Genomic DNA, 20,517 nt, shown 5'->3' on the forward strand with positions numbered 1-20,517 from the left:
GACTCGCCCGGGGGGCACTCCGACGGCACTCCCCGGGGCGTCCGCCGCCCGGCGCTCAGGCTCCCTGGGGTGCCGTCTGGGGCGTGGTCTTCTGGAGGATCCAGGGGGTCTTGCCGCCGGTCAGCTGGATCCGGGCGGCGTCCCAGCTGCCGTAGCGCGGGTTCACCTCGACGCCGAGCGCCTTCGCGGCGGCCGCGATCGGCTCGATGATCTTGTCCTGGCCGTACTTGTCCGTCAGCTTGCTGACGATCAGCCGGTCCCGGATCGCGTCGTCGATCTGGCCGGGCGCGATCGAGGCCTGCTGGAGGACCATGTCCTGGAACTGCTTCTCGCCGCCCGTGCGCTGCACGTCGGCCTTGCGGGCGTCCTCGATCTCCTTGGTGGAGACGGTCAGGCCGGCGTCCGCGGCGGCCTTCCGGAGCACCAGGCTCTGGATCATCGAGTTGAGCTTGGCCCGCTCCAGACCCGCCGAGGCCCCGATCAGCTGGGCGGCCTGCGGCGACCGGTCCTGCGCGGCCCGGACGTCCTTGACCTGCGCCTGCAGGGCGGAGGTGGCGATCCGCTCGCCGCCGACGACGGCCGCCGTACCGGGCCGGGCCTCGCCCGCGCACGCGGTCAGCAGGGGGGCCGCGACGAGCAGGGCGGCGGATACGGAGAGCGCGGTGCGGCGGTGCAAGAGAGCCTCCCGGAAGGCAGGGGCGGCGCGGAGCGCCTCGTTGGGGGGTGGTGGTCGGGTGACGGATGGGCGCTTCGGTGCACAAGGCCTTGCGGTGATCGATGGTAGGGAGTCGGGGTGATCCGAGCTACCGATTCGACCAACGATTCCCTTGCCGTTCCGTCGCGTTCACCGGCCCGGCGCACGGGGTTGGCAGCGTCACGCCCACCATGCACGAGACCGACCGCAGCAACCGCCCGGGCCGGGACCGCCGTCGCGACCGCCTTGGGGACCGTCGTCGCCACCGCCTTGGGGACCGCCGGGACCGCCGCCGGGACCGCAGCCGGGACCGCCGTACGAGCCTTCGCGCGGCCGCCCTCGCGGGACTGATCGCCGCCCTGTCCGTGACCGCCGGGGACGCCGGGGCGCGGATCTTCCCGTTCGGCCCGCACCACCGCGCCGTCAACGACCTGAACAACCAGTTCATCCCCTTCCACGCCCGGCTGTGGGACCTGCTGCACGGCCGCGCCGAGGGCGGGCTGCTGCTCAACTGGCAGTCCGGCTGGGGCACCAGCTTCCTGCCCGACCTGGGCACGTACCTGACCAGCCCCTTCGCCCCGCTGGTCGCGCTCTTCCCGCGGGACCGGATCGACCTCGCCGTCTACCTGGTCGGGGTACTGAAGACCGGAGTGGCGGCGGCCGCGATGACCTGGCTGCTGCTGACCCTGCGCCGCGGCGGGCCCCGGTGGTGGGCCGCCGGGGTGCTCGGCGCCTCGTACGCGCTGTGCGGGTGGTCCGTCACCGAGGCCGCGTACAACCCGATGTGGCTGGACGGCCTGATCGCCTTCCCCCTGCTGTGCCTGGTGGGCGAGTGGGTGCTGCGGGGGCGGCGGCCGGTGCTGGGGCCGCTGGTGGTGGCCGTGGCGTGGACCGCGAACTTCTACACCGCCTACATGGCGACCCTGGGCGCCGCGCTGGTGCTGCTGGTGCGGCTGGTGACGGCGGGCGGGGGCGTACGGGAAGCGGTGCGGGTCCTGGTGCGGGCGGCCGGGGCCACCGTGCTGGGGATCGCGCTGGCGGCGCCCGTGCTCGTGCCGGTGTTCCTCGGGTCGCGGCACGCGCATCCGGGGTGGGTGTCGGAGTTCCGGGCGGCCGGGTGGGAGGACGTGCTGGCCCGGGCGCTGCCGGCGACGTACGACTTCTTCACGCCCGCCGTGTTCGTGGGGACCGGCACGCTGCTGGCCGCCGCCGCGCTCTGCTTCCACCGGGCGGTGCCGGTGCGCGAGCGGTGCGGGTGGGCGGGGCTGGCGGTGGCGGTGGCCCTGTCCTTCCAGTGGGAGCCGACGCACCTGGCCTGGCACGTCTTCCAGACCCCGAACGGCAGCCCGTACCGGCAGACCTTCGTGCTGGCGGGCGTGCTGGTGATCGCGGCCTGGCAGGCGCTGGCCCCCGGCTGGCCCGGCGTACGGGCCCTGCTCGGCGGGGCCGGGCTGCTCGGCCTACTGGCCCTGGGCGCCCTGGGCAGCGGGCTGGCGGGCGCCTGGAGCCACGCGCTGTTCGGGGCGGGGCTGCTCGCGGCGGGCGGGGCGCTGCTGCTGGCCCGGCGCGGGCGGGCGGTGCCGCTGGCCGCGCTGCTGCTGGCGGGGGCGCTGGCCGGGCAGGCCGCGGCGACCACCGCGTACGCGGACCGGGCGCGGCTGGGGCGGCTGGACGACTACCCGGCCTGGGGCGCGCCGCACGACGGCCGGTTCCGCGCGGTGTCGGACGCCTCGGGCTGGCCCGCCTACCGCACCGACCCGGGCCGGATGCAGCTGTCCGGCAACGACCCGCTGCTGCTGGGGGGCGAGGGCGGGGCGTACTACAGCAGCCACACCCCGGCCGTGCTGACCCGCACGATGGCGGCGCTGGGGGCCGGGTGGACCTCGCGGGGCCGGAGCCTGCAGAGCCTGGACAACCCGGTGACGGACGCGGTGTTCGCGGTCGGCGCGCGGGCGCGGGGGACGGTGGACGGGCCGGTACGCGTGACCCGGGCGGCCGTGCCGCCGCTGGTGACGGTCCGCCCCGCCGGCACCCCCCGCTTCGGCCCGTCCCCCTTCCGCAACCAGGAACTCCTGCTGGGCGCGCGGGTGTACGAGGACCCGGCGCCGGACGGCTCCTGCCGCCCCGGCACGGGGGTGTACCTGTGGGCGCCGGACTACAACGGCACGGTCCGGCTGGCGGGGCCGGGCCGGGGGGCCCGGGGGGCCACGGACGGGGTCCGGCAGGCCGGGCGCGGGGGCGCTCCGGCGGCCCCGGGCGCCGTCCGGCCGACCCCGCCGGGGGCTGCCCGGGGACCTGCCGGCGCGACCGACGGGGCCCCGGCGGCCGGGCGGCCGGTGCGGATGATCGGCGGCCGGCCCCGCTACCAGGCGGCCCTGCAGCCGCTGGGCGCCTCCCCCGGTCCCGGCTCGCGGGTGGTCTTCGACCGGCCGGCGCCGCGCGAGTGGAGCGTGGGCTGCCTGGACCGGTCCCGCCTCGCGGCCGCGGTGGCCCGGCTGCGGGCCACCGGCGCGGTGCGGGTGGAGGTCCGGGACGACGGGGTACGGGCCCACCTGCCGCCGGGCAGCACCGGCACGGCCGTGCTGGCCGCGCCGCGCATCGCGGGCTGGCGCTGCGGGGACGCCCCGGCGGGCGCGTACCTGGGCCTGGTGGCGACGCCGGTGCGGGGCACGGTGGTGGACTGCACCTTCCGCCCGCCGGGCCTGCGCGCGGGCGCGGCGGTGGGGGGCGCGGGGGCGCTGCTGCTGGCGCTGGCGGCCGTAAGACGCCGAATGCCACGGCCTTCGGGACGCCCCCTTCCGGGTGATGACACCAGGGAGACTTTCAAAGTAACTTCGAAGTCATGGGCATCGAGAACGCGGCCGTCAACTTCTCCGAGCTGGTGAACAAGAACAAGCAGACGCTGGCCCGGCTCCGGGAATCGCCGAGACTGCTCCTGCACCGCAGAGACGGCGAAGACCTGGTCCTCACCACCGCAGCGCGAGCCGAGCAGGACCAGACCGTCGTATCGGCAGCCACCAGGATGCTGGCCGCGATCGCGCGCCGGGAGCCCGGCAGCATGGAACTGCTCCTCGACATACTGCCGGACGCCTTCCCATGGGTCCGCTTCCTGCCCGAGCGCGATCTCCACGCCTTCGCTGTCGAACTGGTCGACACCATGCGGGCCGCCGACTCGCTCGGCAACAGCGCGTCCGTGGCACAGATGCTCATCGCCTGGCAGCACACCGCCGAGGTCCACTCCGACCCGGACCTGCTCGCCGCGCTGACCCTGGACCACGGCCACGACTACGGCCCCGTACCGGACCCGCGAGACGTCGCATGACCGCGGGTCGCGGCGACCGCGCCGCCCCGCCGGCGCCCCACGGGCACTGGGAGGTCCGCTTCGCCGACGCGGCCGCGGCCAAGGGTTGGGAAAGCCTCGCCCAGCAGGCCCGTGAGAACACCTACCGCGCCTGGGTCACCATGCGCACCACGCCCGGACCGGTCACGGAGACATCCCGGCACCACCGCCTCAAGGGTGGTCTGGCGCACGGAAGCCATCGCGGACAGACCTGCGAGCAATGGCAGATCGAAGTGACCGGTGGCGGCCGGATCTGGTACCTCCTGGACACCGCCCGCGACACCTGCTGGATCACCTTCGCCAGCACAGGGCATCCGCGAGCCACAGACCCGCGCTGAGCTTCAGCCGTGGACCTGGCCCAGCCAGTGGAGGGTGCGGCGGAGTTCGCCCGGGAAGGGGTGGTTCGGGCCATGGTGGCGTTCGGCGTCGAACAGGAGGCGGGCCAGCGTGTCGTGGGCCGCCGCGCGGTCGCCGAGCGCGAGCAGCAGGTGACCTATCCGGCGGCGGATCTCCAGCGGGAGCTCGCGGTCGGAGTTGGCGTACTGGTTCTCGAAGTACGGCAGCAGCGACCGGTATTCGGCGAGGGCCGCGGCCGGCTCGCCGAGCTGCTCCAGGCACTGGGCGGCCTCGTACCGGAAGCGCAGCGACTGCGGCTGGCCGATGCCGGACTCGGCCGCGTACTCGTCGGCGAGCCGCCGGAGTTCGGGCAGGGCGCGGCGGTACTGGCCGTCGTGCATCAGGGTGGCCGCGAACTGTTTGCGCAGGGAGCGGACGACGGGTGAGCTCTCGCCGTGCTGCGCGGCGGCGGCCGGGAGGATGCCCCCCAGGATGTCCACGGCCTGGGTCAGCCGGCCCTGGTCCAGCAGCCGCTTGACCTCCTCCACCGCGCCGGCGACGTCGGCGCGCGCCTGCTGGGGCGGTACCACGGGCGCGGCCGGGGTGGCCCCGGCCCGGTCCGGCCAGGGCGCGTGCGGGCGCAGGAAGGGGCGGGTGGGGTCGAGCGGGCCGCCGGGCGTGCCGTGCGAGGGCAGCAGCGGCGCGAGGGCCTCGTAGACCTCCTGGGCGGAGGCCGGCCGGTGCTGCGGGTCCTTGGACAGCAGCCGCAGCACGAGGGCCTCCAGCTGGGGCGGCACCTCGGGGCGGAGCTGGCGGACCGGGAGCGGGGGCTCGTACAGGTGGCGGTGCAGCACGCCGAGGGCGGTGGTGCCGGAGAAGGGCACGCCGCCGCTGAGGAGTTCGTGCAGCAGCACGCCGAGGGCGTAGAGGTCGGTGTACGGGCCGACGGCGCCGCCCATGGCCTGCTCGGGCGCCATGTAGGCGGGGCTGCCGATGGGGGTGCCGGTGTTGGTGAGGCGGGTGGTGTCGGCGTCCATGACGGAGGCCACGCCGAGGTCGAGGACGAGGACGGTGCCGTCGGGGCGGACCATCACGTTCCGCGGCTTGAGGTCGCGGTGGACGATGGGCACGGCGTGGACGGCGGAGAGCACCGAGCACAGCTGGGCGGCCACGGAGACGGCCCACGGCCACGGGTAGGGGTCGTGCTCGGCGAGGTGGTCGGCGAGGTCGGCGCCCTCGACGTACTGCATGACGAGGTAGAGGTCCTGGTCGTCGCTGCCGGCGTCGTGGACGGTGACCAGCCCGGGGTGGTCGACCTGCGCGGTGACCCGGCACTCGCGCACAAAGCGGCGCCGCATCTCCTCGGCCTCGGCCGCTCCGCCGCTGACCTTGTCGGGGCGGAGCAGCTTGACCGCGACGCGGCGGTCGAGCCGCTGGTCGTACGCCGTCCAGACCTGGCCCATGCCGCCCTGGCCGAGGACGGTGGCGAGCTGGTACCGGTCCGCGATGACGCGTCCGGTCACTGGTCGCGCTCCTGGTCACGGCGGAGCAGCTCGCTCAGCTCGTCGAGTTCGGCGCGGACCTGCCCGATGTCGTGGTTCTGGGGGCGCTGCGGCGGGACGGGCTGCTGGGGTACGGGCGTCTGGTGCGCCGGCGGCTGCGGGACCGGGGTCTGGTGGGCCGGCGGCTGCGGGACCGGGGTCTGGTGCGCCGGGTTCTGGCCCACCGGCGGCTGCGGCACGGGCGTGTGGTGCGCCGGCGGGTAGCCGTACCCCTGCTGGGGCCCCTGGTACGGGCCGGGGAAGGGTGCGGAGGCGGTGGGCGGGGCCCAGTTGCCGGCCGGCCTGGCGTAGTACGTGATGTCCGCGTACAGGAACCAGCCGAGGGCCGCGACGGCGGTGGACAGCATCACGACCATGCCGAGGTTGCCGTGCCAGGTGCTGAGGTCGTCGGTGGAGTCGGTGGCGATGCCCACCAGCGCCAGGATGTTCAGCGCGAGGCAGCCCGCGAAGACCGACCAGTTGCGGCGGCTGCCGTTGACGACGGCGATGCGCAGGGGCGCGGCCCACGCGAGGAACCCGCAGCTGAACAGCGAGAGGCTGCAGAAGAGCACGCGCAGGCCCACCAGGGCCCCGTCGGAGGGCCGGTTGACGGGCTGCGGCTGGTGCTGCTGTGGGAAGCCGGGGCCGTGCATGCTGCTCCTGACAGGGCGGGGCGGGCGTGTGGAGATGCGTCGGGTCGCGTGAAGAGCGTATACACCGATGCCGACAGTCGGTCCGGGTTGTGCCGAACCGTTGCCGGGTTGATCACCCCGGCGTGACCGAACCGTCCGTCAGGCCGTCGTACAGGCCTTGGACGAGCTGTTCGCCGAGGCGTCCGGCGAGCCGCAGCGCGTCCTCGAACTCGGCCAGGGCGCGGAAGCGTTCGCCGTAGCGGCGCTGGTCGGCCAGGGGCAGCCGGGGCAGCTGGAGGCGGCGGGCGTCGAGGCGGGTGGCGGTGGAGGCGTAGCTGCTGGCCTGGCGGGTGTTGGCGGTGCCGCGGAGGAAGCCGGCAAGGAACCAGGAGTCGAGCGCGGCCGGATCGGGGCGCAGCAGCTGGAGGTTGCGGCCGAGGGCGGCGCCGGCGGTCCCGGCGTCGATGACGCGGGCGACGGAGCCGCCGCCGAGGAGGGGCACGACGACGTCCCCGGGCTCGGTGAGCACCGGTTCGTCGGCCGCGGCACCGGGGTCGGGGGCGGCGGTGCCGGAGGGGGCGGTGCCCGCGTACACGTCGGCCTCGGTGAGGACGGGGGTGCCGGGCGGGGCGCCGGCGGTGCCCGTGCGCAGGGTGAGGGCGCCGGCCCGGGCGAGTTCGCCGAGGGTGGTGGCGGCGGTGCCCGCGGGGCCGGCCGGGCGGGTGCGGGACTCGGGGGCGGCGGACTTGGGGGCGGCGGGCCCGGCGGGCGCGGGGGTGAGGCGGGCGGCGCGCTGCAGGGTGGCGTCCAGCCGTTCGCGTACGGCGGCGAGTTCGGCGGGGCCGCCGCCCGCGGCGGGCGGGGGCAGGTGGCGGGCGGGGGCGAGGTCGACGTCGTCGTCGAGGAGTTCGATGACGGGGGCCGAGCGGCTGACACCCGGCTGCTCCTCGACGCCACCGGTCTGCTCGTACGCCGTCCAGGCGGCCAGTACGGCGTCGTGCACTGCGGGCCAGGCGGCCTTGTCGCGGCCGCCGGCGGGTTCGCCCGCGGGTCCGGCGGCGAGGCCGGCGGCGTCGACGAGCAGCACTTCGGGGGCCGGCTGGAGGCCGGGGGCGGGCTTGCGGAGCACCCAGAGGTGCAGCGGCACCCCGTACGGGGGCGCGGCGCCGGCCGGCAGGGCGATGACGGCGCGCAGGGCGCCGCGGCGCAGCAGGTCGGCGCGGACGCGGCGGCCGGAGCGGCGGGAGGCGGCGGCGGGGGGCATCAGCAGGACGGCGGTGCCGCCCTCGCGGAGGCGGGCGAGGCAGTGCTGGACCCAGGCCAGCTCGGACTCGGTGCGGGCGGGGAAGCCGTACTCCCAGCGGGGGTCGTAGGCGAGTTCGTCGTGGCCCCAGTTGCGCTCGTTGAACGGCGGGTGGCAGAGCACGGCGTCGGCGGTGAGCTGCGGGAAGGCGTCGGCGCGCAGGCTGTCGGCGGCTGCGGCGCGGATGTCGGCGTCGCCGTGGAGGGCGAGGCGCAGGGCGGTCAGCGCGGCGAGTTCGGGGGCCGCGTCCTGGGCGTACAGCGCCCCGGGGTGGCGTACGGCCCGGAGCAGGCCGCCGGTGCCGCAGGCGGGGTCGAGGACGGTGAGGGGCGCGGCGGCGGTGCCGGTGCCCGTGGCGGCCGCGCCGGCGAGGGCGGCCATCAGCTCGGCGGGGCCGGGCGGGGTGAGGGTGTACTGGCGGGGGTTGGCGTCGAGGTGACGGCCCAGCAGGAACTCGAAGGCCTGGCGGGCGCCGAGTTCGGCGGCGAGGTCGGCGGCGGCGCGCAGCAGGGGCATGTCCGCGGGGCCCGGTTCCCGGCCGGCGAGGGGGTGGCCGGGGCCGAGGCGGGCGGCGAGCACCTGGGCCAGGGCGGGGCGCAGCAGACCGGCCATCCGCTCGTCGGAGACGGCGGAGAGCTCCAGCCAGTCGGTGGGCCGGTCGCGTACGACGAGCAGGGCGCAGCCCGCGTGGACGAGGGCGGCGACGGCTCCGGCGGGGTGGCCGGACACCTGCTGCCAGACGCGTTCGCGGAGCGGGACCTCGGCGAGCTTGCCCTGGGCCCGCAGCCAGTCCTCGACGTCGGCGAGGGCGAAGGAGGGGCTGGTCTCCGTGCCGCCGACGGGCCGGGGGAAGTCGGCGTGGCGGCGGCGCCAGTTGCTGACGGCGGCGCGGCCGACGCCCGCGAGCCGGGCGATCTCGGCTGCGGTGACCTCTGCGGCGTTCTCCGGCACCTCTCGCTCCCCTGGTCGGCCCGTCTCTGCGGGCGTGTCGGCGGGTGTGTCGGCTGAGCATACCCGTACACGCGACACGAACCCCTTCACGGCGTGAATCAGAGAATCTCTGTGAATCATGTTGACTCGGTTCACAGAGATCTGCTGTGATGACGTTCGTCGCAAGGGAATCCGAACGCAGGAAGGCACACATCGCCATGAGCCAGAACATGCATCAGGACCAGCGGACCCGTCACGGCCGGACGGCCCGCAAGGTGCTCGCCGGCCTCGGCGCCGCCGCGGCGCTGATCGCCCTGACGGCGTGCACGGACACGGCCGCGGACGGGTCCTCGGGCGGCAAGAAGGCCGGCCACTCGTCCGGCGCGAACAAGGACGCCAAGAAGGACGCGAAGAAGAAGACCGGCGGCGCCAAGAAGGCCGCGCTCGGCGGCGACGGCGACTTCCAGGTCGGCTCCGACCTCAAGCCGGGCCTCTACCGGACCACGGGCAACACCGACGGCATGTGCTACTGGGAGCGCGCCAAGGACTCCAGGGGCGAGGCCGACTCGATCATCGCCAACGACAACGTCTCGGGCACCGGCTACGTGGAGGTGAAGGCGAGCGACAAGATCTTCAAGTCCACCGGCTGCAAGGACTGGGAGGCGGTGGACCCGAAGGCAGCCGGCACCCCCGCCACCGCGATGAAGGGCGACGGGGGCATGTACAAGGTGGGCACGGACATCGCGCCCGGCACCTACCGGTCCACCGGCAACAGCGACGACCAGTGCTACTGGGAGCGCGCGAAGGACGCCGAGCACGGCATCGACTCGATCGCGGCGAACGACAACGTCTCGGGCAGCGCCGTGGTGACGATCACCGCAAAGGATGCGTACTTCAAGACCACGGGCTGCAAGGACTGGAAGAAGTCCTAGTCCACGGCCGCGGCCGGCGGTCGCGTCCGGCATCCGGCATCCGGCGTGCGGCGTGCGGCGTGCGGCGTGCGGCGTGCGGCGTGCGGCGTGCGCTCTAGCGGTACTTGCCCGGCGGGCGGGTGGGGGTGCCGCCGGACGGGAGGGTCTGGGCCCGGCAGTCCTCCAGGACCCGCCGCATCGCGTCGCGCTCGGCCGCCGTGACCCACAGCTCGTACTTCTTCTTCACGGCCACCTGCGTGGCCACGTAGGGGCAGCGGAAGGCGCGGTTGGCCGGCAGCCAGCTCGCCGCGTCGCCGTCGCCCTTGCGGCGGTTGGCCGAGGCACTGACGGCCAGCAGGTTCAGGGGGTCGTTGGCGAAGGCTATGCGCTTGGCGCGGTCCCACTTGCCCGCACCCTTCTGCCAGGCGTCGGACAGGGCCACCACGTGGTCGATGTCCACGTTCGAGTCGCCCCGCTCGAACTTCAGGCGCTTGCCGCCGTACGGGTCCTTCTTCAGCACGCCTGAGGTCACCCGGCAGCCGTCGCCCTTGAAGCGGGTGTTGACCAGGTCGCGCCGGAGCACGTCGTCCCGGGTGGTGCACTCGTTGGCGTTGGTGTCCAGCCAGCCCTTGCCGAACTCGTCCCGCGAGTAGCCCTTCTTCGGCGCCCGGCCCTTGACCGTGAGGGTGTCCACGGCCCGCAGGGCGGTGGCCGCCGCGTCGCCCCCGCCGCCGATCCCCCCGGATCCGGCGTCCGGTTCGGAGGGCTTCGCCCCGGAACAGCCGGATACGGCCAGGGCGCAGGCCAGCAACAAGGCGGCGGAAGCAGGGGTTCTATGCATGACGCCAGATCCTAGACGGCGCACAGTACATGACAATTACGCCCTCAACAGGCAAACCACTCCGAACGGGCGTACCGTCGCAGACGGGAAACCGGAAGGAGCCCTCACATGGGGATCATGGACAAGGCCAGGGAAATGCTGCACGGCAGCAAGGGCAAGCAGGCCTCCGACGCCGCGGAGCAGAAGGTCAACGAGAAGACGGGCGGAAAGTACACCGAGCAGGTCGACCAGGCCCAGCAGCAGGTGGAGCAGAAGCTCGGCATCGACGACGACCCGACCAGGTAGGCCTTGCGTCCTCCCTGACACGGACCACGGACGTACGGAACCGCCCGCGCGGAGGCGCGGGCGGTTCCGTACGTCAGGACCCCAGGATCTGCGTCAGGAACTCCCCGGTCCACGCCAGCAGTTCCCGCCCGACCAGCGGCTTGCCGCCGATCTTGCCGGTCTTCGGCCGCGGCACGAGGACCTGCGAGGTGGCCGGCTTGAGCACCGAGCCCGGGTAGAGCCGCTTCAGCCGCAGCTCCTGCGACTCCCTCAACTCCACCGGCCCGAAGCGGACGTTGTTGCCCTGAAGGGTGATGTCGGCGACGCCGCAGGCCCGCGCCAGCATCCGCAGGCCGGCCACCAGCAGCAGGTTCTCCACCGGCTCGGGCAGCTTGCCGTACCGGTCGGTCAGCTCCTCGCGGACCGCCCTGACGTCCTCCTCGGAGTTGGCCGAGGCGATGGCGCGGTACGCCTGGAGGCGCAGCCGCTCGCCGGGCGCGTAGTCGTGCGGCACGTGCGCGTCGACCGGCAGCTCGATCTTCACCTCCAGCGGCGGCTCCTCCTCGACGCCGCCCTCCAGGGAGGCCCGGTAGTCCGCGACGGCCTCGCCGACCATCCGTACGTACAGGTCGAAGCCGACGCCCGCGATGTGGCCGGACTGCTCGCCGCCGAGCAGGTTGCCCGCGCCGCGGATCTCCAGGTCCTTCATCGCCACGTACATGCCCGCGCCCATCTCGGTGTGCTGGGCGATGGTCGCGAGCCGCTCGTGCGCGGTCTCGGTCAGCGGCTTCTCCGGCGGGTACAGGAAGTACGCGTACCCGCGCTCGCGGCCACGGCCGACGCGGCCGCGCAGCTGGTGCAGCTGGCTGAGGCCGAAGTTGTCGCCGCGCTCGACGATCAGGGTGTTGGCGTTGGAGATGTCGATGCCGGACTCGACGATCGTCGTGGAGACCAGCACGTCGAACTTCTTCTCCCAGAAGTCGACGACGACCTGCTCCAGCTGGCTCTCGCCCATCTGCCCGTGCGCCGTGGCGATCCGCGCCTCGGGCACGATCTCGCGCAGCCTGGCGGCCGCCCGGTCGATCGACTCGACCCGGTTGTGGATGTAGAAGACCTGGCCCTCGCGCAGGAGTTCGCGGCGGATGGCCGCGCCGATCTGCTTCTCCTCGTACGGACCGACGAAGGTCAGCACCGGGTGGCGCTCCTCCGGCGGGGTGGTGATGGTCGACATCTCGCGGATGCCGGTGACCGCCATCTCCAGGGTGCGCGGGATCGGGGTCGCCGACATGGTCAGCACGTCGACGTTGGCCCGCAGCTTCTTCAGCTGCTCCTTGTGCTCGACGCCGAACCGCTGCTCCTCGTCGACGATGACCAGGCCCAGGTCCTTGAACTTGGTCTCGGAGGAGAAGAGGCGGTGGGTGCCGATGACCACGTCCACCGACCCCTCCTTCAGCCCCTCCAGCGTGGCCTTGGCCTCGGTGTCGGTCTGGAAGCGGGACAGCGCCTTCACGTTCACCGGGAACTGGCTGTAGCGCTCGGAGAAGGTGCCGAAGTGCTGCTGGACGAGGAGGGTGGTGGGCACCAGGACGGCGACCTGCTTGCCGTCCTGCACCGCCTTGAAGGCCGCCCGGACGGCGATCTCGGTCTTGCCGTAGCCGACGTCGCCGCAGATCAGCCGGTCCATCGGGACCGACTTCTCCATGTCCTCCTTGACCTCGGCGATCGTGGAGAGCTGGTCGGGGGTCTCGGCGTACGGGAAGGCGTCCTCCAGCTCCCGCTGCCACGGGGTGTCCGGGCCGAAGGTGTGGCCGGGGGCCGCCATGCGGGCGCTGTAGAGCTTGATCAGGTCGGCCGCGATCTCCTTGACGGCCTTCTTCGCCCGCTGCTTGGTCTTGGTCCAGTCGGCGCCGCCGAGCCGGTGCAGGGTGGGCGCCTCGCCCCCGACGTACTTGGTGACCTGCTCCAGCTGGTCGGTCGGGATGTAGAGGCGGTCGCCGGGCTGGCCGCGCTTGGCGGGCGCGTACTCGACGAGCAGGTACTCGCGGGTGGCGCCCTGGACCGTGCGCTGCACCATCTCGATGTAGCGGCCGACGCCGTGCTGCTCGTGGACGATGTAGTCGCCCGCCTGGAGGGTCAGCGGGTCGATCGTCTTGCGGCGCCGGGCCGGCATCCGGCCCAGGTCCTTCGTCGCGGTGCGCTGGCCGGTCAGGTCGGTCTCGGTGAGGACGGCGACCTTCAGGCCGGGGTCGACGAAACCGGTGTCGAGCGAGCCGCAGGACACGTGCACCACGGAGGGCTCGATCGCGCCGAGGTCGGCCTCCAGGCGGGCCGCGATGCCCTCGTTGCCGAGCACCTCGACCGTGCGGCTGGCCGGACCGTGGCCCTCGGTGATGAAGACCGTGCGCCAGCCCTCGGCGAGCCAGCCCTTGGTGTCGGCCAGCGCGCGGGCGGTGTCGCCGCGGTAGGCCTCGGGGGCGTGCATGCCGAGCTTGAGCGTGTCGTCCGCCAGGTCCTCGCCGGCCGCGAACGGGGACACCGACCACCAGAGCATGCCCAGCTCACGGGCGTGGTCGCGGACGTCGGCGATGCCCCACAGGGAGGCCGCGCCCACGTCGATGGGCGCCTCTCCCCCCGCCCGTCGCCCACCACCGCCCTTGCCGGAGCGGCCTTCGGCCGCGCTGGACATCGCGGTGGCGGCCCAGGACGCCTGGAGGAACTCCTGGCTGGTGGCCACCAGGTCGGCGGCCCGGGTGCGTACCCGCTCGGGGTCGCACACCACGGCCATGGCGCCCTCCGGCAGCACGTCCAGCAGCAGCTCCATGTCGTCGACGAGCACCGGGGCGAGGGACTCCATGCCCTCGACGGCGATCCCCTCGGCGATCTTGTTGAGCAGTTCCCCCAGCTCGGGGTGGGCCTCGGCCAGGGCGGCGGCCCGCTCGCGCACCTCGGGGGTGAGCAGCAGCTCGCGGCAGGGCGGGGCCCACAGGCCGTGCTCGGCGACCTCCAGGGAGCGCTGGTCGGCGACCTTGAAGTAGCGGATCTCCTCGACCTCGTCGCCCCAGAACTCGATGCGCAGGGGGTGTTCCTCGGTGGGCGGGAACACGTCGAGGATGCCGCCGCGCACGGCGAACTCGCCGCGCTTCTCGACCAGCTCCACCCGGGCGTACGCGGCCGCCGCCAGCGCCTCGGTGATCTCGCCGAGGTCGGCGGTGCCGCCGCTGCGCAGCGCCACGGGGACCAGGTCGCCCAGCCCCTTGACCTGCGGCTGCAGCACCGACCTGATGGGGGCCACGACCACGCTCACGGGGCCGGCCGCGGGGTCGTCCGTGCGGGGGTGGGCGAGGCGGCGCAGCACGGCGAGCCGGCGGCCGACGGTGTCGCTGCGGGGGCTGAGCCGCTCGTGCGGCAGCGTCTCCCAGGAGGGGAAGTCCACCACGCCGTCCGGCGGGAGGAGCGAGCGCAGGGCCGCGGCCAGGTCCTCGGCCTCACGGCCGGTCGCGGTGACGGCGAGCACCGTGCGGCCGGTACGGCGGGCCAGCGCGGCGATCGCGAACGGCCGCGCGGCCGGGGGGCCGACGAGGTCGACGTGGGTCCGGTGGCCGTCGGTGGCCGCCTTGACGGCCTCGGCCAGCGCGGGGTCCTGGGTGACGGCGTCGAGCAGACCGTGCAGGCTCATGAAGGAGGCTTTCCGTCCGGGTGTCCGAGTGAGGGCAACGCGAAGGACCCGACACGTCAGACGGGCCGGGTGCGCCGGCGGGGCCGGTGCCCCCAGCCTACGACGACGCCGGTGCCCCCGCCTCTGGTCTCACGGAGCACACGGTCCTCGCGAACCGCCGCCCGGGTCACCCCGGCGAGGGATTCTGGTCACTCAGGAGAGTGAGGGAGCTGGTCACGACCAGGCCGTTCCGGCTAGCCTAAGTCCAGCACTTAGTCCATCCCTGTCGTGAGAGGCCGCCATGGAAGCAGCCCGGCAGTACAACGTCCACGAGGCGAAGACCCACTTCTCGAAGATCCTGGAAGCCGTGGCCACGGGCGAGGAGGTGATCATCAGCAAGTCCGGTGAGCCGGTGGCGAAGGTGATCCCGCTCCCTCACAAGGTCCGGCGCACGGCCAGGGGCTCCCTTGTCGAGCCGGTGGTCATCCACGAGGACTTCGATGATCTCTCCGACGACGCGGGCTTCGCCTCGGCCTTCGGCCTCGACGGCGCCGCAGACTCCGACGGATTCAGCGGGCAGGACGCATGAAGCTCCTCGCCGACACCCACGTCGTCTTGTGGTGGTTGCTCGACTCGCCCCAGCTCTCGGACGAGCTCAAAGAGCTGCTCGACACAGAGTCGCTCGCCTACGTCAGTGCGGTCACCCCGTGGGAGCTGGCGGTCAAACAAGCCCTCGGAAAGCTGGACGGACCCGAGGACCTGCCGGAGCGCGCGCGGGACTGCCAGCTCAGGCCCCTGCCGATCACCGGCCAGCACGGAATCCGGGCGGCACAGCTCCCGTTCCATCACCGCGACCCGTTCGACCGGATACTGATCGCCCAGGCCCAGACGGAAGGGCTGACGCTCGTCACGCGTGACAAGCACATCCCGCTCTACGACGTACCCGTCCTCGCTGTCTGACGCGGTTCGGCGGACCCGGCGAGTGGGTCCACACACCGCGCCCCCGGGAGGACCCCCCTGGCGTCGTAGGGTGGGCGGGGCGGCCGTGCGCGGCGGGGACGCGTGGGTGCGGGTGCAACCGGATGCCCCGCGTACCCGTCCTCCGGGTCGGCCCCTGGCCCGCCGCCGACCCACAGGACTCGCCTTGACCACTCCCCCGCGTACCGACGCCGAGACGGCGACGCCCGCAGCCGCCCCGGCCGCGCCCGGCGTCCGGATACCGGGGCCCCGGTCCCCCGAGGGCGGCCCTCCCGCCGCCCGTCGGCGGGACCGGGGCCCGTACCTGCTGGCCTGCGCGTTCTTCGTGGCGTACGCGCTGCAGTCCGTCCTGCGGTACCGCCGGATGGAGACCCTCTCCTGGGACCTCGGGATCTTCGAGCAGGCGATCCGCGGGTACGCGCACCTCCAGGCGCCGGTCGCCGACCTCAAGGGCCCCGGGAGCCACATCCTGGGTGACCACTTCAGTCCCGTCACCGCCCTGCTCGCCCCCTTCTACCGGGTCTTCCCGACCCCGGTGACCCTGCTGGTGGCGCAGGCCGCGCTGTTCGCGCTGGCCGTGCTGCCGGTCACCCGGGCCGCCACCCGGCTGCTGGGCCGCGCCCGCGGGGCGGCGGTCGGGGTCGCGTTCGGCCTCTCCTGGGGCGTCCAGCGGGCCGTCGACTTCGACTTCCACGAGATCTGCTTCGCGGTCCCCCTGATCGCCTTCGCGCTGGAGGCCCTGCTCGCACACCGCTGGCGGGCCGCGCTCTGGTGGGCGCTGCCGCTGGTGCTGGTCAAGGAGGACCTGGGCGTCACGCTGTCCGCCGTCGCCCTGCTCGTCGCGCTCCGGGCCCGGCGCACCGACCCGCGGGCCGCGTGGTGGGCGCTGGGCACGGCCGTCTTCGGACTGGCCGCGGCGCTGCTGGTGTTCACCGTCGTGATCCCCGCCTTCAACACCGGAGGCGACTACGGCTACTGGGACAAGCTCGCCTCCCACGGCCCCCTCGACGGCCTCGACACCAAGATCCGCACCCTGCTGTGGATCCTGGTGCCCACGACCGGGCTGCTGGCCCTGCGCTCGCCGCTGCTCCTGGTCCTGCTGCCGACGCTGGGCTGGCGGTTCCTGTCCGGCGAGGAGCACTACTGGTCGACGGACTGGCACTACAACGCCGTGCTGATGCCGGTCCTGGCCCTGGCCCTGGTCGACGCGGCGGACGCCGCCCGCCGTTCCCCGCGGCCGTGGCTGCGCTCGTACGCGCTCCACGCGCCCGTCGCCGTCGCGGCGGCCGCCCTCGCGCTCACCCCGCACCAGCCCCTCGCCGCCCTCACGGAGGCGCCGACGTACCGGAAGAGCGAGCGGGTGACCGAGGCCGAGGAGCTCCTGGCCCGGATCCCGGACGGCGCGAGCGTCGAGGCGGACGTGGGCCCGATCGCCCGGCTGGTGTCGCGCTGCCGGGTGTTCTGGATCGGCGACACCCGGGGCGTGGTGCCCGACTGGATCGCGCTCGACAACGACTCCGGCTGGGCGGGCAACCCGGTCGAGTACGCCGCGAAGCTGCACCCGGGCGAGACCTTCACGCTCTTCGGTCAGGCGTCGGGGTACGTCCTCCTGAAGCACAGCGGCTAGCCGCCCGGCGCCTGGAACGGAGACGGTGCGGGGCCCCGCGCCCGCCGTGGACCGGCGGGCGCGGGGCCCCGTGGTGCGTTGCGCGTACCGCCGCCCGCTACTCGCTCGCGATGGCGTTCAGTACGTTCATCCGCCCCGCCCGGAAGGCCGGGACCAGGGCCGCGACCAGGCCGACGAAGGCCGAGCCGACGAACACCGTGAGGATGGTCGGCCAGGGGATCTCCAGCACGTTCAGCCCCTCCAGCGCGAGCAGCTTCTGCGCGGCGGCGCCCCAGCCCATGCCCAGTCCGAGCCCCAGCAGGGCGCCGAAGAGGGCGATGACCACCGACTCCAGGCGGATCATGCGGCGCAGCTGGCGGCGCGAGAGGCCGATGGCGCGCATCAGGCCGATCTCCCGGGTCCGCTCGACCACCGACAGGGCCAGGGTGTTCACCACGCCCAGCACCGCGACGATGATCGCGAGGGCCAGCAGGCCGTAGACCATGTTGAGCAGCTGGCCGACCTGGTCCTTCAGGTCCTGCTTGTAGTCGGCCTGGTCGAGCACCTTGTACTGCGGGTACGCCGCCAGGGCCGTCTTGAGCTGCTCGTACGTGGCGTCGGCGGTGCCGTCCTTCGCCTTGGCGAGCAGCATGAACGGGCGGGGCATCCGGTCGGCGGGCAGGTAGCGCTCGGCGGTGGCCGTGGCCACGTACATGACGCCCTTGTCGAGGTTGCCGCTGTCGGAGGCGATGGCGGCGACCCGCAGGGAGGCGGTCCCGCCGCCGTCGAAGGCGACCTTCAGCCGGTCCCCGACCTTGACCCCGTGCTCGTCGGCGTAGAGCGATCCGACGGCGATGGCGTCCTTGCCGTAGGCGTCGGCGTGCCTGCCGGCGACCATCTCGCGGCGGACGTCCTCGGCGTAGGTCGGGTCGGTGGTGCTGAGGCTCTCCTTGACGGTCTTGCCGTCGGGCGAGGTGACCTTGGCGTCGACGCCGCGGTACGCGGTGACGTGGGCCAGGCCCCCGACCTTGCGCATGGCGGCCTCGGTCTGCGGCATCACCGGCTGGCCGGTCTGCGAGGAGACGATGTAGTCGGCGCCGACGGAGCGGTCGAGTTCCTCGGTGGCGGAGGCCACCATCGAGGAGCCGACCACCGACAGGCAGGCCACCAGGGCCAGGCCGATCATCAGGGCGGCGCCGGTGGCGCCGGTGCGGCGCGGGTTGCGCAGGGCGTTGCGCTCGGCGAGTCGGCCGACGGAGCCGAAGGGCCGCAGGACGACGCCGGAGAGCACCTTGACCACGCCGCCGGCCAGCAGCGGGCCGATCACGATGAACCCGATCAGGGTCAGCACCACGCCCAGGCCCAGCCACAGGGAGCCCTGGCCGGCCGCGTCGGCGGTGGCGGTCAGGTACAGGGCCGCGGCGCCGGCGCCGGTCAGGAGCAGGCCGAGGACGGCCCGTACCACGCCGGCCTTGCGGTCCATGGGGGTGCCGGCGTCGCGCAGCGCGGCCATCGGGGAGACCTTGCCGGCCCGGCGGGCGGGGACGTACGCGGCGACGACGGTGACGACGATGCCGAGGAACATGCCGACGGCGGGGGTCGTCCACAGGACGGTGAGGTCGTCGGTGGAGAGGTTCATGCCCATCTGGCCCATGAGCTTCATGAGGCCGATGGCCAGGCCGACGCCCGCGCCGACGCCGAGGACCGAGCCGACGACCCCGAGGAGCAGGGCCTCGACGAGGACGGAGCGGTTGACCTGCTCGCGGCCGGCGCCGATGGCGCGCATCAGGCCGATCTCGCGGGTCCGCTGGGCGACCAGCATGGAGAAGGTGTTGAAGATCAGGAAGATGCCGACCAGGAAGGCGATCCCGGCGAAGCCGAGCATCACGTACTTCATGACGTCGAGGAAGGAGCCGATGTCCTCGCGGCCCTCGTCCGCGGACTCCTTGGCGGTCAGCAGCTTGTAGCCGGAGCCGAGTTCGGCGGCGACGGCCTTCTTCAGCTGCTCGTCGGAGACGCCTTCCTTCGCGACGACGTTGACGTTGGTGAACTCACCGGTCCTGCCGAGCAGGGCCTGCTGGGCGGTGGGGGTGTCGAAGTAGACCACGGCCGCGCCGGGGTTGGTCACCTTGAAGGAGACGATGCCGGAGATCTTCGCGCGGACGTCGCCGGTGACGGCGATGGTGCGCAGCTCGTCCCCGATCTTCAGGCCGTGCTTGTCGGCCGTGTCGGCGTCGACCATCACCTGGGTGGGGCCGCGCGGGGCGTTGCCCGAGGTGATCTCCATCGAACGCAGTTCGTTGGAGTTCCAGCTCGCGGCGATGGTGGGGGCCCCGGTGGTGGACCCCATGTTCTCGTTCTCCGCGTTGACGACGGTCACCGCGGTGGAGAAGACGACGCCTTCTGCGGAGTCGGCGCCCTGCGCCCTGGCCGCCTTGTCCACGACGGAGGCGGGCAGGGACTCGGGCTTGCCGCGCTGCGGGGTCTCCTCCCCGCCCTCGGCGTTCTTCGGGCTGACGGTGACGTCCGCGGCGCTGACCGCGAAGAGCTTGTCGAAGGTGGTGTTCATGGTGTCGGTGAACACCAGGGTGCCGCAGACGAAGGCGACCGAGAGGAGCACGGCGACGGCGGAGAGCGCCATCCGCCCCTTGTGCGCGAGGAAGTTGCGCATCGAGGTCTTGAGCACGGTCATGACGTCCGCCCGCGCGCGTCGAAGTCCTTCATGCGGTCGAGCACCTGGTCGGCGGTGGGGTTGAACATCTCGTCCACGATGCGGCCGTCGGCGAGGTAGAGGACGCGGTCGGCGTAGGAGGCGGCGACCGGGTCGTGGGTGACCATCACGATGGTCTGGCCCAGCTCGTCGACGGAGCGGCGCAGGAAGCCGAGCACCTCCGCACCGGCCCGGGAGTCCAGGTTTCCGGTCGGCTCGTCACCGAAGATGATCTCGGGGCGGGCGGCCAGGGCGCGGGCGACCGCCACGCGCTGCTGCTGACCGCCGGACAGCTGGGTGGGCCGGTGGCCGAGCCGGTCGGCGAGGCCGACGGTCTCCACGACGCGCTTGAGCCACTCGCCATCCGGCCGGCGGCCCGCGATGTCCATCGGCAGCGTGATGTTCTCGATGGCGTTGAGCGTCGGCAGCAGGTTGAACGCCTGGAAGATGAACCCGATGCGGTCCCGGCGCAGCTGGGTCAGCTTCTTGTCCTTCAGGCCGGTGATCTCGGTGTCCTGGAGGAAGATCTGACCGCTGGTCACCGTGTCGAGACCGGCGAGGCAGTGCATCAGGGTGGACTTGCCGGAGCCCGAGGGGCCCATGATCGCGGTGAACTGGCCGCGGGCGATGTCCACGTCGACGTGGTCCAGGGCGACGACCCGGGTCTCGCCGGAGCCGTACGCCTTCACGACCTGCCGCGCCCGTGCCGCGGCCGTAAGCCCGCCCGTACCCCCGTGCCTGGGATTCGTCACAGCCGTTGTCACGGTTCTTCTCCT

The 20,517-nt window shown here is 73.5% G+C and carries 16 protein-coding genes; 8 read left to right on the forward strand and 8 right to left on the reverse strand.

Annotated features, from left to right (window positions below; genetic code table 11):
* Nucleotides 1–55: 55 nt before the first annotated feature.
* Nucleotides 56–676: a SurA N-terminal domain-containing protein gene (locus ACIQUQ_RS13260; protein WP_403974740.1), complete on the reverse strand. Its 621-nt coding sequence runs from the start codon at nucleotides 674–676 to the stop codon at nucleotides 56–58.
* A 209-nt stretch (nucleotides 677–885) separates the two neighbouring features.
* Between ACIQUQ_RS13260 and ACIQUQ_RS13265 the strand changes: the two genes are divergently transcribed.
* The 3 genes from ACIQUQ_RS13265 to ACIQUQ_RS13275 are packed head-to-tail and all read left to right on the forward strand — an operon-like array spanning nucleotide 886 to nucleotide 4,372.
* Nucleotides 886–3,579, forward strand: a complete 2,694-nt coding sequence (locus tag ACIQUQ_RS13265; RefSeq protein ID WP_403974742.1) for a YfhO family protein — start codon at nucleotides 886–888, stop codon at nucleotides 3,577–3,579.
* A complete protein-coding gene (locus ACIQUQ_RS13270; RefSeq protein ID WP_403974745.1) occupies nucleotides 3,537–4,016 on the forward strand; it encodes a hypothetical protein in 480 nt (159 codons plus the stop codon). Before ACIQUQ_RS13265 ends, ACIQUQ_RS13270 begins: the two co-directional genes overlap by 43 nt.
* Nucleotides 4,013–4,372: a hypothetical protein gene (locus tag ACIQUQ_RS13275; protein ID WP_403974748.1), complete on the forward strand. Its 360-nt coding sequence runs from the start codon at nucleotides 4,013–4,015 to the stop codon at nucleotides 4,370–4,372. Before ACIQUQ_RS13270 ends, ACIQUQ_RS13275 begins: the two co-directional genes overlap by 4 nt.
* Before the next feature lie 3 nt (nucleotides 4,373–4,375).
* Here ACIQUQ_RS13275 and ACIQUQ_RS13280 read toward each other — a convergent pair whose 3' ends face one another.
* The 3 genes from ACIQUQ_RS13280 to ACIQUQ_RS13290 all read right to left on the reverse strand — a co-directional run bounded on the left by ACIQUQ_RS13280 (nucleotide 4,376) and on the right by ACIQUQ_RS13290 (nucleotide 8,797).
* Entirely contained in the window at nucleotides 4,376–5,893 is a 1,518-nt protein-coding gene (locus ACIQUQ_RS13280; protein ID WP_403974751.1) for a protein kinase, read from the reverse strand.
* Nucleotides 5,890–6,564 carry a hypothetical protein gene (locus ACIQUQ_RS13285; protein ID WP_403974754.1) on the reverse strand — a complete coding sequence of 225 codons (675 nt, stop codon included), beginning with the start codon at nucleotides 6,562–6,564 and terminating at the stop codon, nucleotides 5,890–5,892. Before ACIQUQ_RS13285 ends, ACIQUQ_RS13280 begins: the two co-directional genes overlap by 4 nt.
* Before the next feature lie 112 nt (nucleotides 6,565–6,676).
* The gene (locus ACIQUQ_RS13290) at nucleotides 6,677–8,797 is read right to left on the reverse strand and encodes an N-6 DNA methylase (protein ID WP_403974757.1); all 2,121 of its coding nucleotides are present in this window, start codon (nucleotides 8,795–8,797) and stop codon (nucleotides 6,677–6,679) included.
* 197 nt (nucleotides 8,798–8,994) lie between these two features.
* On the opposite strand from ACIQUQ_RS13290, the gene ACIQUQ_RS13295 reads away from it, so the two are divergent.
* Entirely contained in the window at nucleotides 8,995–9,708 is a 714-nt protein-coding gene (locus ACIQUQ_RS13295) for a hypothetical protein (protein WP_403974760.1), read from the forward strand.
* Between the two features lie 94 nt (nucleotides 9,709–9,802).
* On the opposite strand, the gene ACIQUQ_RS13300 is transcribed toward ACIQUQ_RS13295, so the two are convergent.
* Nucleotides 9,803–10,528 carry an HNH endonuclease family protein gene (locus ACIQUQ_RS13300; RefSeq protein WP_403974763.1) on the reverse strand — a complete coding sequence of 242 codons (726 nt, stop codon included), beginning with the start codon at nucleotides 10,526–10,528 and terminating at the stop codon, nucleotides 9,803–9,805.
* Nucleotides 10,529–10,636: 108 nt separating this feature from the next.
* On the opposite strand from ACIQUQ_RS13300, the gene ACIQUQ_RS13305 reads away from it, so the two are divergent.
* Nucleotides 10,637–10,813 (forward strand): antitoxin, encoded by a 177-nt coding sequence (locus ACIQUQ_RS13305; RefSeq protein WP_403974766.1) that lies wholly within the window; start codon nucleotides 10,637–10,639, stop codon nucleotides 10,811–10,813.
* 73 nt (nucleotides 10,814–10,886) lie between these two features.
* Here ACIQUQ_RS13305 and mfd read toward each other — a convergent pair whose 3' ends face one another.
* Nucleotides 10,887–14,468, reverse strand: coding sequence for a transcription-repair coupling factor (gene mfd, locus ACIQUQ_RS13310; protein ID WP_403974769.1), 3,582 nt, complete (start codon nucleotides 14,466–14,468; stop codon nucleotides 10,887–10,889).
* Between the two features lie 280 nt (nucleotides 14,469–14,748).
* On the opposite strand from mfd, the gene ACIQUQ_RS13315 reads away from it, so the two are divergent.
* The 3 genes from ACIQUQ_RS13315 (at nucleotide 14,749) to ACIQUQ_RS13325 (ending at nucleotide 17,052) form a co-directional block, all read left to right on the forward strand.
* On the forward strand, nucleotides 14,749–15,036 hold the full coding sequence (locus tag ACIQUQ_RS13315; protein WP_403974772.1) for a type II toxin-antitoxin system Phd/YefM family antitoxin: 288 nt from the start codon (nucleotides 14,749–14,751) through the stop codon (nucleotides 15,034–15,036).
* Nucleotides 15,033–15,407, forward strand: coding sequence for a type II toxin-antitoxin system VapC family toxin (locus ACIQUQ_RS13320; protein WP_403974775.1), 375 nt, complete (start codon nucleotides 15,033–15,035; stop codon nucleotides 15,405–15,407). The genes ACIQUQ_RS13315 and ACIQUQ_RS13320 overlap by 4 nt, the downstream gene beginning before the upstream one ends.
* 184 nt (nucleotides 15,408–15,591) lie before the next feature.
* The gene (locus tag ACIQUQ_RS13325; protein WP_403974778.1) at nucleotides 15,592–17,052 is read left to right on the forward strand and encodes a DUF2079 domain-containing protein; all 1,461 of its coding nucleotides are present in this window, start codon (nucleotides 15,592–15,594) and stop codon (nucleotides 17,050–17,052) included.
* Between the two features lie 97 nt (nucleotides 17,053–17,149).
* Here the strand turns inward: ACIQUQ_RS13325 and ACIQUQ_RS13330 are convergent, their stop codons facing one another.
* Nucleotides 17,150–19,723 carry an ABC transporter permease gene (locus ACIQUQ_RS13330; RefSeq protein WP_403974780.1) on the reverse strand — a complete coding sequence of 858 codons (2,574 nt, stop codon included), beginning with the start codon at nucleotides 19,721–19,723 and terminating at the stop codon, nucleotides 17,150–17,152.
* Complete coding sequence (locus tag ACIQUQ_RS13335; RefSeq protein ID WP_403974782.1) at nucleotides 19,720–20,505, reverse strand: ABC transporter ATP-binding protein; 786 nt, start codon at nucleotides 20,503–20,505, stop codon at nucleotides 19,720–19,722. Before ACIQUQ_RS13335 ends, ACIQUQ_RS13330 begins: the two co-directional genes overlap by 4 nt.
* Nucleotides 20,506–20,517: the final 12 nt, after the last annotated feature.

The sequence above is a fragment of the Streptomyces sp. NPDC101118 genome (genome assembly GCF_044759445.1).
Taxonomy (GTDB): domain Bacteria; phylum Actinomycetota; class Actinomycetes; order Streptomycetales; family Streptomycetaceae; genus Streptomyces.

Excerpts from the sequence above, each read along its gene's own strand:
- ACIQUQ_RS13300 (WP_403974763.1), bottom strand. The coding sequence starts at position 10,528 with ATGCATAGAACCCCTGCTTCCGCCGCCTTGTTGCTGGCCTGCGCCCTG.
- mfd (WP_403974769.1), bottom strand. The coding sequence starts at position 14,468 with ATGAGCCTGCACGGTCTGCTCGACGCCGTCACCCAGGACCCCGCGCTG.
- ACIQUQ_RS13295 (WP_403974760.1), top strand. The coding sequence starts at position 8,995 with ATGAGCCAGAACATGCATCAGGACCAGCGGACCCGTCACGGCCGGACG.
- ACIQUQ_RS13315 (WP_403974772.1), top strand. The coding sequence starts at position 14,749 with ATGGAAGCAGCCCGGCAGTACAACGTCCACGAGGCGAAGACCCACTTC.
- ACIQUQ_RS13270 (WP_403974745.1), top strand. The coding sequence starts at position 3,537 with ATGGGCATCGAGAACGCGGCCGTCAACTTCTCCGAGCTGGTGAACAAG.
- ACIQUQ_RS13320 (WP_403974775.1), top strand. The coding sequence starts at position 15,033 with ATGAAGCTCCTCGCCGACACCCACGTCGTCTTGTGGTGGTTGCTCGAC.
- ACIQUQ_RS13285 (WP_403974754.1), bottom strand. The coding sequence starts at position 6,564 with ATGCACGGCCCCGGCTTCCCACAGCAGCACCAGCCGCAGCCCGTCAAC.
- ACIQUQ_RS13265 (WP_403974742.1), top strand. The coding sequence starts at position 886 with ATGCACGAGACCGACCGCAGCAACCGCCCGGGCCGGGACCGCCGTCGC.
- ACIQUQ_RS13275 (WP_403974748.1), top strand. The coding sequence starts at position 4,013 with ATGACCGCGGGTCGCGGCGACCGCGCCGCCCCGCCGGCGCCCCACGGG.
- ACIQUQ_RS13305 (WP_403974766.1), top strand. The coding sequence starts at position 10,637 with ATGGGGATCATGGACAAGGCCAGGGAAATGCTGCACGGCAGCAAGGGC.
- ACIQUQ_RS13330 (WP_403974780.1), bottom strand. The coding sequence starts at position 19,723 with ATGACCGTGCTCAAGACCTCGATGCGCAACTTCCTCGCGCACAAGGGG.